Origin of the sequence: Pseudomonas anuradhapurensis (genome assembly GCF_014269225.2) — a bacterium.
Classification (GTDB): Bacteria; Pseudomonadota; Gammaproteobacteria; order Pseudomonadales; family Pseudomonadaceae; genus Aquipseudomonas; species Aquipseudomonas anuradhapurensis.
In genome coordinates this window covers 794,704-810,122 of record NZ_CP077097.1, presented here as the reverse complement: position 1 = coordinate 810,122, position 15,419 = coordinate 794,704, and the positions used below count along the sequence as shown (strand labels likewise).

15 protein-coding genes and 1 tRNA gene are annotated in these 15,419 nt (G+C 65.4%); 8 read left to right on the top strand and 8 right to left on the bottom strand.

Features of this window, described 5'->3' with window-relative positions; genetic code table 11:
• Positions 1-10 precede the first annotated feature (10 nt).
• On the bottom strand, positions 11-637 hold the full coding sequence (locus HU763_RS03715) for a DNA-3-methyladenine glycosylase family protein (RefSeq protein ID WP_186689194.1): 627 nt from the start codon (positions 635-637) through the stop codon (positions 11-13).
• 169 nt (positions 638-806) lie between these two features.
• Between HU763_RS03715 and HU763_RS03710 the strand changes: the two genes are divergently transcribed.
• Both HU763_RS03710 and HU763_RS03705 read left to right on the top strand, forming a co-directional pair.
• On the top strand, positions 807-1,322 hold the full coding sequence (locus HU763_RS03710; protein WP_186689197.1) for a sigma-70 family RNA polymerase sigma factor: 516 nt from the start codon (positions 807-809) through the stop codon (positions 1,320-1,322).
• Positions 1,309-2,265, top strand: coding sequence for a FecR domain-containing protein (locus tag HU763_RS03705; protein WP_186689200.1), 957 nt, complete (start codon positions 1,309-1,311; stop codon positions 2,263-2,265). The genes HU763_RS03710 and HU763_RS03705 overlap by 14 nt, the downstream gene beginning before the upstream one ends.
• A 6-nt stretch (positions 2,266-2,271) precedes the next feature.
• On the opposite strand, the gene HU763_RS03700 is transcribed toward HU763_RS03705, so the two are convergent.
• The 3 genes from HU763_RS03700 to HU763_RS03690 form a co-directional block, all read right to left on the bottom strand.
• Positions 2,272-3,429, bottom strand: a complete 1,158-nt coding sequence (locus HU763_RS03700; protein ID WP_186689203.1) for an MFS transporter — start codon at positions 3,427-3,429, stop codon at positions 2,272-2,274.
• 83 nt (positions 3,430-3,512) lie between these two features.
• Positions 3,513-3,650, bottom strand: a complete 138-nt coding sequence (locus HU763_RS03695; RefSeq protein ID WP_186689205.1) for a hypothetical protein — start codon at positions 3,648-3,650, stop codon at positions 3,513-3,515.
• Between the two features lie 100 nt (positions 3,651-3,750).
• Positions 3,751-4,965, bottom strand: coding sequence for an MFS transporter (locus HU763_RS03690; protein WP_186689208.1), 1,215 nt, complete (start codon positions 4,963-4,965; stop codon positions 3,751-3,753).
• A gap of 259 nt (positions 4,966-5,224) precedes the next feature.
• On the opposite strand from HU763_RS03690, the gene HU763_RS03685 reads away from it, so the two are divergent.
• Positions 5,225-5,301: transfer RNA gene (locus tag HU763_RS03685), tRNA-Met, on the top strand.
• A 66-nt stretch (positions 5,302-5,367) separates the two neighbouring features.
• Here the strand turns inward: HU763_RS03685 and HU763_RS03680 are convergent.
• Complete coding sequence (locus HU763_RS03680; RefSeq protein ID WP_186689210.1) at positions 5,368-5,979, bottom strand: LysE family translocator; 612 nt, start codon at positions 5,977-5,979, stop codon at positions 5,368-5,370.
• 182 nt (positions 5,980-6,161) lie between these two features.
• Between HU763_RS03680 and HU763_RS03675 the strand changes: the two genes are divergently transcribed.
• A complete protein-coding gene (locus tag HU763_RS03675) occupies positions 6,162-7,079 on the top strand; it encodes a LysR substrate-binding domain-containing protein (RefSeq protein ID WP_186689213.1) in 918 nt (305 codons plus the stop codon).
• On the opposite strand, the gene HU763_RS03670 is transcribed toward HU763_RS03675, so the two are convergent.
• A complete protein-coding gene (locus HU763_RS03670; RefSeq protein WP_186689216.1) occupies positions 7,019-7,600 on the bottom strand; it encodes a D-Ala-D-Ala carboxypeptidase family metallohydrolase in 582 nt (193 codons plus the stop codon). The genes HU763_RS03675 and HU763_RS03670 overlap by 61 nt on opposite strands.
• 67 nt (positions 7,601-7,667) lie before the next feature.
• On the opposite strand from HU763_RS03670, the gene HU763_RS03665 reads away from it, so the two are divergent.
• Complete coding sequence (locus tag HU763_RS03665; RefSeq protein WP_186689219.1) at positions 7,668-8,825, top strand: hypothetical protein; 1,158 nt, start codon at positions 7,668-7,670, stop codon at positions 8,823-8,825.
• A gap of 116 nt (positions 8,826-8,941) precedes the next feature.
• Here the strand turns inward: HU763_RS03665 and rimI are convergent, their stop codons facing one another.
• Entirely contained in the window at positions 8,942-9,397 is a 456-nt protein-coding gene (rimI, locus tag HU763_RS03660) for a ribosomal protein S18-alanine N-acetyltransferase (protein WP_085626970.1), read from the bottom strand.
• Positions 9,394-10,179 carry an energy transducer TonB gene (locus HU763_RS03655; RefSeq protein WP_186689221.1) on the bottom strand — a complete coding sequence of 262 codons (786 nt, stop codon included), beginning with the start codon at positions 10,177-10,179 and terminating at the stop codon, positions 9,394-9,396. The genes rimI and HU763_RS03655 overlap by 4 nt, the downstream gene beginning before the upstream one ends.
• 302 nt (positions 10,180-10,481) lie before the next feature.
• Here HU763_RS03655 and mksB point away from each other — a divergent pair, with 302 nt between their 5' ends.
• Genes mksB through mksF form a run of 3 tightly spaced genes read left to right on the top strand, consistent with a single transcriptional unit; the run spans position 10,482 to position 15,293 of the window.
• Positions 10,482-11,768: an Mks condensin complex protein MksB gene (gene mksB / locus HU763_RS03650; protein ID WP_186689223.1), complete on the top strand. Its 1,287-nt coding sequence runs from the start codon at positions 10,482-10,484 to the stop codon at positions 11,766-11,768.
• A complete protein-coding gene (mksE, locus tag HU763_RS03645; protein ID WP_170028210.1) occupies positions 11,758-12,465 on the top strand; it encodes an Mks condensin complex protein MksE in 708 nt (235 codons plus the stop codon). Before mksB ends, mksE begins: the two co-directional genes overlap by 11 nt.
• Positions 12,462-15,293, top strand: coding sequence for an Mks condensin complex protein MksF (mksF, locus tag HU763_RS03640; RefSeq protein WP_186689225.1), 2,832 nt, complete (start codon positions 12,462-12,464; stop codon positions 15,291-15,293). Before mksE ends, mksF begins: the two co-directional genes overlap by 4 nt.
• Positions 15,294-15,419 lie beyond the last annotated feature (126 nt).

Sequence of the window (15,419 nt, the reverse complement as noted above, 5' to 3'; positions counted from 1 at the left end):
AGGCGCTGCTTCAGGCCCGCCACAGGTACCAGGCCGCCACGGTACGGTACGGCCGCCAGCCGCCCCCCAACGAGCGCATCTGCGCCGGTGTCGGCGCCTTGTCCAGCCCCTTCAGCCGCCGGTATCCCTCACGCACGCCGAAATCGTCCACCGGCAGCACATCCGCACGCGCCAGGCTGTAGATCAGCAACATTTCCACGGTCCACCGCCCCACCCCGCGCAGCGCCACCAGCCGCTCGATCAACGCCTCGTCGGCCATGCCCAGGGCCTCTTCCCGAGTCGGCACCAAGCCCTCCAGCCGGCCCCGGGCGATGCCTTGAAGCGTGGCCATCTTGCTCGCCGAAAAGCCACAGGCGCGCATCGTTTCCGGGGCAACCGCCAACAACTGCTCCGGCCCTGGGAACGCGTTGTCCGGGAACAGTGCCAGCAACCGCCCGAGAATGGCTTCGGCGGCACGCGCATGCAGCTGCTGGTAGGCAATCGCCCGCACCAGCACTTCATAGGGTTCACGCCCCGGCGTGGCCTGATGCAGGCAGGGCCCGGTCGCGGCGATGTGCCGCGCCCAGTCCGGGTCGAGCGCCGCCAGGTATTCGGTGGCCTCCCGGTAGGTGTCAGGCGAAAGGTCGGCGAGGATCATGGCACCTCCATCAGGTCGATTGCAGGTCCAGCTTAGCGCAGCCGTGCACCAGACAAACGCCGGTTCTTGCGCGTTAATTGCGCGCATGCCGTTGCCCAGCGGCATCATCCCCGCATAGAATTGAGAACCATTCACAATCGCATGCACACGGGACCGGGCCTTCACCAAGATGCAGACCAACGACATGCTCAAGCCGGCCGAGGTCGCTCTGCTCTATCAGGCCCACCACAGCTGGCTTCGCGGCTGGCTACGCAGCCGGGTCGGGTGCAGCGAGCATGCCGCCGACCTGGCCCAGGATACCTTCGTGCGGCTGTTGCGGGCGCGCCAGGTGTCGCCACTGAAGGAACCGCGCGCCTACCTCAGCAGCATCGCCCGGGGCCTGATGATCGACCAGTTCCGTCGTCGCGCGCTGGAGCGGGCCTTCCAGGAAAGCCTGGCCCACCTGCCGGAAGCCGACGTGCCCAGCGAAGAAGATCGCCTGCTCATACTCGATACCCTGGCACGCCTCGACCAAGCCTTGCAGCAATTGAAGCCGCGCGCCCGGCAGGCATTCCTGCTGGCCCAGCTGGACGGCTTGGGCATCGTGCGGATTGCCCAACGGCTGAACGTGTCGCGGGCCACGGTCGAGCGCGACCTGGCCAAGGCCCTGGGCGCCTGCTACCGGTTGCGCTATGCCGACGCCTGACAGCACGCCCGCGCAGGCGCATGTCGACCAGGCGATCGATTGGCTGGTGAAGTTGCGCTTCGACCGCCCCAGCCCGCGTCTGCAGCAGCAGTTCCAGCAGTGGTTGGCCAGCCATCCGCATAACCCCCTGGCCTGGCAGCGGGTCAGCCGCCTCGGCGACGAGCTGGCCGGGCTGCCCAACGACCTGAGCCGGCGCACCCTGGATACCTGCCAGCGGCAGCGCAGCAGCCGTCGCGACCACCTCAAGCTATTGGCCGTGCTGACCGTGGGCGGCAGCCTGGGCTGGGCCGCGCGTGAACCGTTGGGCCTGCCTCAGCTGCTGGCCGACAGCCGTACCGCCACCGGCGAGCGCCGCCAGTTGCAAGGCAGCGATGGCAGCCACATCCAGCTCAACACCGCCAGCGCCATCGACCTGCACTTCGACGCCGGGCAACGCCGGCTGCAACTGCTGCGCGGCGAGATAAGCCTGGACAGCAACCCCAACGACAAGCGCCCATTCCGCATCGACACTCGCGTCGGCCCAATGACCACCCTCGATGGCCAACTACTGTTGCGCGAGAACGACCACGGCCTGCTGCTGGCGGTGCGTCGGGGCGATGTCACGCTGTTCCCCGCCTCTGCTTCGCCACGTCGGGTGCTGCCTGGCGAAACCTTGCAGGTGTGGGCCAGCGGCAGCTTCCAGGCGGTGACCCTGCGCAGCGACCCGTGGGGCTGGACCGACGGCGTACTCAGCGTGCAACAGATGCCGTTGGGCGAGTTCATCGCCGAACTGGCCCGCTACCGCCCGGGCCTGCTGCGCTGCGCCCCCGAGGTGGCCGGGCTGGCGGTGTCCGGCACCTACCAGCTGAACGACACCGGGCAGATCCTGCAACTGCTCACCCGCAGCCTGCCGGTGCGGGTCGATTACCACACACGCTATTGGGTGAGCATCGACGCGGCCTGAACAACCTCAGTCCGCCAATGCCCGCAAGCGCCCCGCGCGCCGGTAAGACTGCCGGGCAAAGCACACGAACAAGCCGGCCATCAGGGCCAGCGCCATCGGCAGGCCATGCGGCGCCACGTCCATCGCCGCGCCGCTCAGCAGCGGCCCGACCAGGCTGCCGACACCCCACAGCAAGCCCACGCTGGCGTTGGCGGTAACCAGGTCCTGGCCCTTGAAGCGCTGCCCGATCAGCACCAGCGCCAAGGTATAGATGCCTCCGGCCACGGCCCCCAGCAGCACCAGCAGCGGCCAGAGCAGCCAGGGCATGTTCAGCAGCCAGGGCAAGCCGATACCGATCGCCATCGCCACCAGCCCGCAGGCCAGGTGCAGCCCGGTACGCTCGACCCGGTCGGCCAACCAGCCCAGCGGTAGCTGGAACAGCATGTCGCCGGCGAACACCACCGTCACCATCAGCGCCGCCACGCCCATGGCGAAGCCATGGCTGCTGGCATAGACCGGCAGCAACGACAGCACCACCGCATCGAAGAACGAGAAGAACAGCACCGCCACGCACAACGCCGGCGCCACGCGGAAGAAGCCGGCCAGGCCGAAGCTCTTGTCGCCCTCTTCGTGTTCGACATAGTCGTTAGGCACGGTCAGCACGATGCACAGCAATGCCAGGCCATAGCAGGCCGTGACCACGGCGGTGATCCATGGGCTGTCGGCCCCCAGCACGGCCAGCATGGCCGGGCCGAGCACCTGGAAGCCGGTAAAACTGGTGGCGTACAGGGCCATGATCTTGCCGCGGTTATGTTCCGGGCACAGTTCGTTGACCCATGATTCCCCGAGAATGATGGCGATACCCATGCCCAGCCCCAGGCCCAGGCGGAGCAAGCCCAGCAGCCACAGGGAACCGAACGCCGATTCGAGCAGGGCGATGCTGACCGTGCACAGGCTGAAGCACAGCAGATAGAGGGTGCGCCGGGTGAAATGGCGGCAGCAGAAATCGACCAGGAATGCCGAGAGCATCATGCCCGCAGCCGGAATGGCCGAGAGGACGCCGATCTCCAGCGTGCTCGCCCCCGCTTGATGCAGGCGCAACGACACCAGCGGCAGGCTGGCCCCCAGGCTGAAACCCACCACCGAGACGGCGAACAATAGGCCCGCCAGCAAACGCATGTTCATGTACCACTCCTTGCAAACCGAAAAGACGTGCAGACACAGGCGCGCACGCCAGGGCGGCGCGCGACGCGAAAGCGCAGATCAGGTCAGGCGGAGTGTGGCGAGAAAGTGAAGGCAAACAGCACGCTGCGGCGGCGCTTGAGCACGGTGTCGCTCGGCCACGCACGACGCAGGGCCTGCAGGGCAGGCTGGCGGGCGTGTGGCAGGGACTGGGTACGGCGCATTGCGGTGGCTACTACGCAGGTGGCTGGGGAAAAGAGGCGGCACTCTAGGCCAAGGGGGCCAGGTCGTCAATCGCCGGGGCGGCTGCGCGCCCCGCCAATATCAGCGCTTACCGGTACTCGGCAAGAACACCGCCAACAATCCGAACAGTGGCAGGAACGAGCACAGCCCATATACATATTCGATGCCGCGCAAGTCCGCCACATACCCCAGCAGTGCCGCGCCAATGCCACCGAAGCCAAACATCAGCCCGAAGAAAATGCCGGCGATCATGCCGACGCTACCCGGTACCAGCTCCTGCGCATACACCACGATGGCGGAAAATGCCGAAGCCAGGATGAAACCGATCACCACGCTCAGCACCGTGGTCCAGAACAAATCGGCATACGGCAGTGCCAGGGTGAACGGCGCCGCGCCCAGGATCGAGAACCAGATCACCGCCTTGCGCCCGATGCGGTCACCGATCGGCCCACCAAAGAACGTACCCGCCGCCACCGCACCGAGGAACAGGAACAGGTGCAGCTGCGAGCTGGCCACCGACACCTGGAACTTCTCGATCAGGTAGAAGGTGAAGTAGCTGGTGAAGCTGGCCATGTAAAAGTACTTGGAGAACACCAGCAGGCCCAGCACGATCAGCGCCGCGACCACCCGCGTGCGGGAAATGCCATGGGTTGCCTGTACTGCCTTGCGCGCCTTGGCCTGGTTGAGGTGTTCCTTGTACCAGCTGCGCAGCATCAGGGTGACGCCGAGGAAGAACAGCGCGGCCAGGCCGAACCAGGCGACGTGGCTCTGGCCGAACGGAATGACGATGGCTGCCGCCAGCAGCGGGCCCAGCGCCGAACCGGTGTTGCCACCGACCTGGAAGGTCGACTGGGCCAGGCCGAAACGGCCACCCGAAGCCAGGCGGGCGATGCGTGAAGTCTCGGGATGGAACGTCGAAGAGCCAATGCCTACCAGCGCCGAAGCCAGCAGGATCATCGGGAAGCTGCCGACGAAAGCCAGCATCACGATGCCGACCAAGGTGCACAGGGTGCCGAGCGGTAACAGGTTGGGTGCGGGCCGGCGGTCGGTGAAGAAGCCGACCCAGGGCTGCAGCAACGAGGCGGTGATCTGGAAGGTCAGGGTAATCATGCCGATCTGGGCGAAACTCAGGTCGTAGTTGGCCTTGAGCATCGGGTAGATCGCCGGCAGTACCGACTGGATAAGGTCATTGATCAGGTGCGCCAGCGCGCAGAAACCGATGATGCGCATCACCAGCGGCGTGGCTTGGCTCGCCGCCGCACTGGTGGATGCCGTGGGGGCGCTACTGATGGCCATGGCCCTGAGTCTCCGTCCGCAGTCTGGGATCCGATTATCAGGAAATAGATAGCTACCTAGCTACCTTTTTTACAATCCAGTCGCGCTTTTCTTGCAAATGTCCCCGCCAGCGTTGGGCGAAATGCCCGCTGTCGCGGCAGGGTGATCCCATCAGGCCAGGCAGAAACCCAGCCTGGCCGCTAAGTTTTTGAAAGCGTGCAAATTTTTTTTGAAATGAGTGTTGACAGGGGGGCCGTTCAAGAGAATAATGCGCGCCATCGGCTACATAGCTCAGTTGGTTAGAGCATAGCATTCATAATGCTGGGGTCCGGGGTTCAAGTCCCTGTGTAGCCACCAAACAAAGACGAAGGGCTTACCGCAAGGTAAGCCCTTTTTCTTTGCCTGCAGAAAATCCGCCCTCCCTCACTTCACCCCGGCGAACGCCACGGCCAGGCCCAGGCCGATCAGCGCGACGCCGATCATCCGATCGACCAGCTGCTGCCTTGCCAGCATCGCCTTGCGCAATCCCGCATTGGAAAAGAACACCGCCACCAGGCTGAACCAGGCCCAGTGAGCGAATGACATGAACCCACCATAGGCGAAGTCCAGTGCCAGCGAGCTGCCCGGCTGAACCACCTGGGTATAGGCGCTGATCACGAACAGCATGGTCTTGGGGTTGAGGGCATTGGTCAGAAAGCCGGTGCGCAGCGCAATCAGCAAGCCTGCTTGGCCCGCCTCCCCGTTCACGCTTACCTGGCTGCGGCGGGTCAGCAACCGGTAACCCAGGTAGATCAGATAACCCGCACCGAGCACTTTCATGGCCAGGAACAGCGTCGGGCTGTGGCTGATGATCAGGGCAATTCCCAGCACCGTGTACAGCACGTGCACCTGCACGCCCAGCGCTATGCCCACGGCGGCAGCCAGCCCTGCCTTGCGGCCCTGTGCATAACTGCTGCGGGTAACCATGGCGAAATCCGCGCCGGGGCTGATGACGGCGAGCAAGGTGAACAGGGCGATGGCGATGAGTTCGGTCATGAAGGGGCTCTCGATAGACGATGTAAATGCACAGATTCGCTGATTATCGAGAGCTTATGGACAAGGCAAAATCGATTTAAAGTGAGGTAAATCTGCTAGTTTTTCTCACTGATCATAGAAACCTGTGCCGGCCTCTTCGCGGTTTAATCGCGAAGAGGCCGGCACAGCCAAACAGGGACGCCATGAAGCTGCCGCCACTGAACGCCTTCCGCTATTTCGACATCGCCGCGCAGGCCGAAAGCTTCGTGCGCGCCGCCGAGCACCTGCATGTCACCCATGGCGCGGTCAGCCGCCAGGTGCGCCTGCTTGAAGAAAGCCTTGGCGTGGAACTGTTCGAGCGCCGTAACCGGGCCATTTTCCTGACTCCGGCCGGCCGCACCTTGCACAGCACCACCCAGGCGATTTTCGAGCAACTCGAAGGCGCTGTGCAGCGCCTGCAACAACAGGGCCGCGATAATGTACTGGTGCTGTCCTGCGAGCCCACCATCGCCATGCGCTGGCTGATCCCGCGCCTGCCGCGCTTTCATGCTGCCCACCCCGACCTGCAGTTGCACCTGGTGGCTGCCGGCGGGCCGCTGGACTTCACCCGCAGCGGTGTCGACCTGGCAATCCGCCGCGACGACTTCCATTGGGGCAACCAGCTGCACAGCGTGAAGATCTGTGACGAATGGATCGGCCCGGTGTGCCACCCCACCGCCAGCGTGCGGCTCGACCACCAGCGCCTGCTGCACAGCAGCACCCGCCCCGCGGCATGGCCCACCTGGCTGCGCCTGAGCGGGCAGCAGGCCCGGCATGCCGAGCGCAGCGACTACGAGCACTTCTACCTGTCGATCCAGGCCGCCAGCGCTGGCCTGGGCCTGGCCATGGCCTCCGCCCTGATGGTACGCGACGAACTCGACAGCAGGCAGTTGCAAGCCCCCTTCGGCTTTGTACCTGACGGCTCGGCCTATCATCTGCTCAGCCCCCAGCCTTTGCACGACGGCGGCAAGCGCCAGCGCTTCGCCGCCTGGGTGACGGACGAATGCCGCAGCTGCCTGGCTCAGCTGGGCCTGGTGCAGAACGACGAACCCGAACGGCCGTCACCGCCCCAGGTGCGATAGCCTGCGGTATCGATGTGAATGCGCCCGCTCGGGTAGCGCCCAAGCCCCATGTTCCAGGCCTGGCCGGATTGCTGCCAGAAACGGCATAGCGGGTTGGGGTCGGCCCACGCCGGCAGCAGGATATCCACCGCAAAGGCGCGAGTATGAGCGCTACCCACGGCACCACCCGCGCAGCGGTTGAGGCCTGGGTCACGGTAGGCCGACACCACCTCGAACTGGCGCAGGATGCCTTGTTGGTCAAGCACCTTGATCAGCGACAGCGTGGCCCGCACTGCCGGCCAGTTGCTGGCAGGCGGCAGCGCAAAAGGTGAAGCCCGGCACAGCCGCCAGTCCGAAGCCGAACGCAGCAACTGGTGGATGGGTACCACGCCATACAGCCGGGCGTCCACCAGCATCTGGCGAAATGGCCGGGTCTGATGGTCCCCGGCCCATTGCGCGAACATCCACAAGTCACGCTCATCGGCCCGCAGCGCAGCCCCCAGCATGCCCAGCGCCAGCAGCAACCATCTAGCCCTTTTCATCCCTGCTCTCCCTGCCCCAGTATGTGCAACGCTGCCAAACACGGCGGCGCACGACAAGGAGTTAAGCATGCACAAGATTGCCTTACCGGGCCTCATCGCCCTCGCCTTCAGCGGCCTGGCCGCGGCCGATGCGCGTATCGACCTGGGCGACGCCCAGCGCGTTACCCGCCTGTTCGCCTTCCCCAACAACTGCCACGTCATCTGCTATCGCGACTGGACCCTGGAACAGACCGTCGAGCACTACCTGACCCAGAGCGTACGGCGCGACGGCCACGCCGATGCCCAGGTAAAGGTGAGCCGCGACAACGACCGCCTGCAGGCGACCATCAGCGGCGTACCCGCCAGCTATGCCAAGCCCCTGCGCAAGCTGCTCGACACCGGTGAACTGGCCTACCAGGGCGCGACCCAGCTGAACAAGGACGGCAAATGGTCCTACGACTGGTACCTGTTCCTGCCGCTGGGGATGGCCCTGCAGAACCGCCGCAGCATCGAGCTGCTGCACTTCCCGCCGGATTACTCGCTGACCCAGGCCCAGGACTACCTGCGCTCCAACACCACCGACCGCTGGGCCGAGCTGCTGACCTTCAACGGTGTCGACGCCAGCCAGACCCCGGCCTACCAGACCATCATCGATATCGCCCCCATCGCCGCGCCGGCCAGCGCCGGTGAAACGCTGAAGGACACCTATAGCTACTTCAAGGACTACCAGGTGCGCATGGTCAGCGAGATGACCCTGCAGAACCCCGCCAAGCCCCTGCCGATGGTCGCCTTCGGCGCGCCAGTGCGCAGCTGGATCCAGCAGCAATATGGGCCGCAGGTGAATGTGCTGGGGCTGGTCACCATCAGCCCGCAAGCCGGGACCAAGGTGCCGGTGCTGGGTGCCAACCACCCGAGTGCCATCTGGTATGCAGCGGACAAGGACAGCCACGGTGGCGATCAGGACGCCGCCGATGCCGCCGGGCTGAAGATGATGGGCCAGGACCTGACAGCGGCTTGCTGGCAGGCGGGGATGGGGCGCAATCAACGCGCCGATGCCAAGCTGACGCTGGATGCCTGCGCAACCAAGTGGCAGGTGACACAGAAAAAGCAGACCTGTGAACTGTTCTTCCGCACTGTGCGCAAGTACACGCCAGAGCAGGCTGCGGCAAAATGCAACACCGCCAGCGTGACCCGCAGCCTGCGCGAGCTGGACAAGCCGGTCGAGGCTCAGCCGCAGGGCTTGTGACCGGCATACCGTCTATTTGTGAAAACGCTCGCTCCCACAGCTGAACCACAGGCCTCAGGCCTTGCATTGCATCTGTGGGAGCGGGCATGCCCGCGAAGGGGCCCGTGCAGGCCCGCTCAGTCTTCGAGCAGGGTACAGGCCATCACCAGCGCATCCTCGCGGCCGCCGGCGATCGGGTAATAGTCGCGCCGGCGACCGATTTCGTTGAAACCATAGCGCTCGTACAGGCGATAGGCCGACTGGTTGCTGGCACGCACCTCCAGGAAGCACTCACGGCCATTGAGCTGGTAAGCCCGCGCCATCAGGTGTTCGAGCAGGCGCAGGCCCAGGCCGCGGCCCTGGTTTTCCGGCTTGACCGTGATATTGAGCAGGTGCGCCTCGTCGATGATCACGTTGATCACGCCATGCCCCACCTGCTGCTGGCCGTCGAACATCAGCCAGACTTCGTAGGATTTGAGCGCATCCTGGAAGATCCCACGGGTCCAGGGATGACTGAACGCGGCATATTCGATTTTAAGTACGGCATCCAGATCCGCCTCGGTCATTGGGCGGAAGCTGATCGAGTCACTCATTCAACGCTCTTCCAGCGCGCCATCAGCTGGCGCATGGCTTTCCAGACGTCCGCCTTGCGCTGCGGCTCGTCCATCAACAGTTCAAGGCCCGGCAAGGCCCAGGCGTCGCCCAGGCCGTCGAGCGTCAGGGTTTGGTAATAGGCGTCGCTGTCGGTATTGGCGGCAAAGCGCAGCGCCGGCAGGCCGACCAGCCACAGGCAGGCGCACGGGGCGTCTTCCAGGCGTGCCTGGACAAAGCCCTGGACAAAGTCGCGCGCGGCTTCCGGGCCCTGGTCCAGGTTGCCGCGCACCAGCAGCGGCCAGCGCACCGGTTCGCCGATGATCTGCGGGGCATCGGGCAGGCCGGCGGCGCGCAGCATGTCCTTGAGCAGCAGGTAGGACGGGTCGCGGCTCTGGAACGGCTGGCCGGTGGCCAATTCCACCAGCAGCAGGCAGTTGCCGGCGCGCAGCAGCTGCAGCGAGAAGCGCGGGGGCGGCACCGGTGCCGGGCGGGTAGCGGCGACCGGCTCCTCGGCCTCGGCGGCTTTGGCGGCCGGCTTGGGCAGACTGGCCGGGCGCGGTATCTCGATTTTCGGCCGCTCGCCGGCGCGCGCTTGTGGGGCGGCGGGCGCTTCGTTGGTGGCTGGTGCGGGCCGGGCTTGGAAATCGACGTCCTCGACCGGTGCCACCGGCAGCAGCAGCTCGGGCCGCGACGGTGCGGCGAACGGCAGTTCGGCGCGCGGCAGCCAGTGCACCACTTGCATGGCGGAAAGGTAGGCGCGGCGACGGGGTTCGGTGAGCAAGGTGCGGGGTCCCGAGGGGTGAAGACAATTGCGCATTCTAACGCTGTTGGCATGCGAGTGCCGCAACTGGTCGGCGGATTTTTGATGCCTGTGCCGACGCATTCGCGGGCGCGCCCGCTCCCACAGGTATCACCCACAGTTTGAGGTGCATGGAGGATCTGTGGGAGCGGGCGAGCCCGCGAAGAGGCCAGTGAATCCCTTATAGAAGCAAAGGTTATCTCGCATTACAGACCAAGGGGTGAAAACCTCCCCCCCGGATGCAGTACAATCGCCCCCTTTTTCTTGGCAACGAGTCGAAGCCAATGATCGAACCCAAGCGCGTCCTGCGCGCCCTAGCCGAACACTGGGCCCTGATCGAGCCGCTGTGCGAGCGTTTCGACCAGGGCACCCTGAGCCTGGTCGAACTGCGCCAGCACGTCGCCCGCCAGCAGGTCGAGAGCACCCCGCAGGACATCACCCAGCTGCTCGACGTGTGGATCCGCCTGGACATCCTGGTCCCGGTGGCCAAGAGCCCGAACCGTTTCGAGCTCAACGCGCAGATCCACGACTTCCTCGCCTACCTGCGCCGCGAACACCGGCTGGGCCTGTGCCTGGAGATCGAAGCCTACCTGCGCCACCTGGAGCGCTTGGCCGGGCATATCCAGGATGCCTTCGACAACCGCGACAGCGACGACCTGGCGCGCCAGTTGCGCCTGCTCGACATGCGCGTGCGCGATGTGCTGAAGAAACTCGACAATGACGAGCAGGCACTGGTGGCCGTGGCCGAACGGGCCAAGACCAGCAACCGCCAGATCCCGCTGCGCCAGCGCTATGCCGAAGTGCTCGCCACCTGGGACGAATACGTCGAGCCGATGATCCAGCTGGTCAACGCCGATGGCGCCTTCGAGCAGGGCGTGCGCAAGGTCGAGACGGTGCTGTTGAAGCTGCTCGGCGAACAGGCGCGCCTGGGTCACCTGGTCGACGACGACATGCTGCTGCGCACCCACGCACGCATCCTGGAAATGCAGACCAGCGCCCAGCTGACCCTGCGCCACGCCCGCGAACTGTTGCTGCCGCTGCGTGAAGAAGCCCGCCGGCACAACGCCGTGACCCGTGGCGCCGCGCTGGCCCTGTCAGTGATCCGGCGCAAGGGCATCGATGCCGTGCCGCAAGCCGCCATGCCGCTGTTCACCCGCCCGCAAAGCACCTTCCTCGGCAGTGCCAGCCAGGTTGAAGCCTACGTCTACGCCCTGGCTCGCTTCGAGCCCAAGCCGGCGCGCTTCCCCAAGGCCCACAAGACCCAGTCCGGCGTCCTGCCGCGCGCACCGCGCACGGTCAAGGAAATGGCCGAACGCTGCGAACAGGCCCTGCCGCTGCCCGACCTGATGGTCTGGCTGCTGGAGCAGGAACCGGAAAGCGCCACCGACGAGCTGCTGTACTGGTTCTCGCGCCTGTCGCGGGAAAAGCGCTTCAAGCGCGAACGCCTCGACCGCCGCGAGTACACCACCCAGGAACACCTGGTCAGCCTGCGCTCGTTCGCCCTGACCTCCAGCCGCGAAGACGCCACTGCGTCTACCGAAACCAACGCGAGCCCAGCCCATGCATCTTGATCTTTCCGAACTGTCCCAGCTCGCGCCGATCTTCCGCGAGCTGTTCAAAGGCTTCCACGTCAGCCGCCGCGACCCCGAGCTGTATGCCCAGCTGTCGAACTTCCAGGACCAGTACCGCACCCTGTTCAAGGCCCTGGGCTTCGAACTGGTGTGCGACACCCGTGGCTTCTACTACTTCGTGCCGGACCTGAGCGCCGCGCAGGTCAACAAGACCGCGCAGCGCCTGTCGCTGTTCACCTTCATCCTGGTCGAGCACCTGGCCGACCAGGGCCGCGACCCGATGGCCGTGCTCGACGGCGGCAGCATTGGCCGCGACGAACTGCCGTCGCTGCTGGACAAGTACCGCGACCTGTTCCTGCAGGCCGAAGTGCAGACCGTGGACGAGCTGGAAGAAAAAATCCTCCGGCGTATGACCCAGCTCGGTTTCGCCTTCGAGGAAGGCGGTATCTACCGCTTCCTGCCGCCGATGCACCGTTTCCTCGACGTGTGCCTGGCGGTGCAGCAGGACCGCGACCTGGCGGCCACGCTGCACAGCGACCTGCCACTGCCGACCCCGGTGCTGGTCGAGGAAGAAAGCCCCGAAGAACTCAACCGCACCGACGACCCGCTCGACCTCAGCCCCTTCGAGGGCGAGGAAAGCGAAGAGGAAGCCCTGGCCCGGGCGATCCGCGAAGAGCAACAGGAGATTGACGCATGAGCCAGGAACGCTACGGCATCCGCCGCTTCGCACTGCTCAACACCGCTGGCTACAGCCTTGGCCTGTTCCCGCTGGAACAGCCGCTGTCGGTCTACGGTGCCAACAACCTGGGTAAATCGGCGTCGATCAACGCCCTGCAGTTCCCGATCCTGGCACGCATGTCGGACATGAGCTTCGGCAAGTACAGCCTGGAGCAGTCGCGCCGCTTCTACTTCGCCAGCGACACCTCGTACATCCTCTGCGAGCTGAGCCTGCCCCACGGCCCGCACGTGATCGGCGTGGTCGGGCGTGGCCCGGGCGGCGGTTTCGGCCACCAGTTCTTCGCCTACAAGGGCGAGCTGGACCTGGCCCACTACCAGAAGAACGACACCTGCCTGCGTCAGAAAGAGCTGTTCACCAACCTCGAACGCCTGGGCATCAAGGCCTATGAAGTGAAGCCGGACGAGCTGCGCCGGCTGCTGGTCGGCGGCCACACCTCGGTGCCGCTGGACCTGACCATGATCCCGCTGCGCTCGACCAGCGAGCAAAGCCTGAAAACCTTCCGCGCGCTGTTCATCAACCTGCTGCACATGCGCGAGATCACCGCCGCCAAGCTCAAGCAGCTGTTCCTCGATGCCTTCGAGCACAGCCTGCGCTCCGGCAGTGTCGACTACATCGCCGCTTGCGAAGAGGCCTTCCGCGACGTACGCCGCATGGAACAGGACTACAACGCCCTGGTCGCCGCCGGCCCACTGGTCGAGGCTCTGGCCGGTGGTGTGGCGCAGCGCGACATCCTGCGCGGCAAGCTGCACCGCATTTCACCCGTGCTCGATACCCTGCTGGCGACCTGGCAGGAATACGCCATGGCACGCAAGGAAGAGCTGGTAATCCAGGCCGAGCACTACCGTGGCGAGCAAGACCGCCTGCAGAACGACCAGCGCGGCGGCACCCAGGAGCTGATGCGCCTGGAGCGGGAAATCACCGGCATCCAGCGCTGGCTGGGCGAGCTGTCGGTGCTCAAGCACCGCTTTGCCCTGGTCGATGACGTCAAGGTCCTGGAGCAGCAGCTGCTGGCGGCCAAGGACGCCCACGACGAACTGGCCGGCGCCCTGGCCCAGTCGCGGCAGTTCAGTGCCGAAGACCTGGACGAACGCGTGCGCGACCTGGAAAAACGCCTGAAGCAGGTACGCCAGCAGCTCGACCACGCCGACAACAACAGCTACGCGCGCCTGCGCGAAGAGTTCTCGCAGCAGGACGTCGACCGCCTTATGCGCCTGTTCAACGGGGCCCTGTTCAGCCTGCCGCTGGGCGACCGGGGGATCGAGCTGGATGACAGCGAGCTGTGGGTAAAATCGCTGGAAGCGGTGCTCGACGGCTTCAAGGGCGAGCGTTTCGAGGCGCCCGGCCTGTCCATCGACCTGTCGCACATCGACCCGCCGGCACTGCAGGCCCTGGCCGACCGCGCCGCCCTGCGCGACCAGAAGGAGCGCCTGGAAAAAGAGCTGAAGCAGCTCAAGACCCAGCAAGCCGTAGCCGCCGACCGCTCCGCGTCCAAGGCCCAGACCGAAGCCCTGTACCAGCAGGTGCTGGACGCGCAGAAAGCGCTGGAAGACTTCCGCCGCAGCGAAACCCTGGCCGCCGAAGAGCCCGAGAAACTGGAGCAACTGGCGCAGCTGGAAGCCGCCCAGGACGAACTCAAGCGCTCCAGCGATGCCTTCACCGAGCGCGTCCAGCAGCTGTCGGCCAAGCTGCAGCTGGTTGGCCGGCAGATCGGCGACCTCGAGGCCAAGCAGCGCACCCTGGAAGACGCCCTGCGCCGTCGCCAGCTGCTGCCGGCCGACCTGCCCTTCGGCACGCCGTACATGGAGGCCATCGACGATTCGATGGACAACCTGCTGCCGCTGCTCAACGACTACCAGGACAGTTGGCAGAGCCTGCAGCGGGTGGACAACCAGATCGAGGCGCTGTACGCCCAGGTGCGCCTCAAAGGCGTGGCCAAGTTCGACAGCGAAGACGACATGGAACGCCGCCTGCAGCTGTTGGTGAACGCCTATGCGCACCGCACCGACGAGGCCCTGACCCTGGCCAAGGCCCGCCGCGCCGCGGTCACCGACATCGCCCGGACCTTGCGCAACATCCGTAGCGACTACGACAGCCTCGAGCACCAGCTGGCCCTGTTCAACCGCGAGATCAACCGGCGCCAGGTGTCCAACCTGGAGAGCTTCCGCGTGGTGCTGGCACCGAACAAGGAGGCGCTCAAGCACATCGACCAGATCATCCACAGCGCCGGCCAGTACGAAGAGGGCGAGACCCTGTCGGTGTTCGACCTGACCCAAAGCGCCGAGCAGGACAACAAGAACGAAGAGGCCAAGGAGTACCTGGCACGCCTGGTGGCGGCCAACCACAACCAGCTGGGCCTCAAGGACCTGTTCGAACTGGCGTTCGAGATCACCAAGGTCAACGGCCAGCCGGTGATCCACGCCGACATCGACGGCGCGGCCTCCAACGGCACCACCATGACCATCAAGGCGCTGACCAACATGTACCTGTTGCTGCACCTGATGGACCGTGACCTGGCCGGGCGCATCCGCCTGCCGTACTACCTGGACGAAGCGGCGGACATCGACGAACGCAACCAGGCCGCGCTGCTGGAGACCAGCCTGCAGCTGGGCTTCGTGCCGATTCTGGCGAGCGTGAAGCCGCAGGTGTCGGCGCGCGTGGCAATCGACCTGGAAGGTGGCAGCGGGCCGAACGGCATCTACATCGACGAGGCGGACTGGAAGTACATCAGCCGTCGGGATGAGGTGAAGGCGGTTGTGCGCGAAGATCAGGCCGAGGAATTGGCCTGACAGAGAGCGTGGGGCCGCTTTGCGGCCCTTTCGCGACACAAGGCCGCTCCTACAGGGATTTGCGTATCACCGGAATACGCGAATCCCTGGAGGAGCGGCCTTGTGTCGCGATGGAGGCCAACGGCC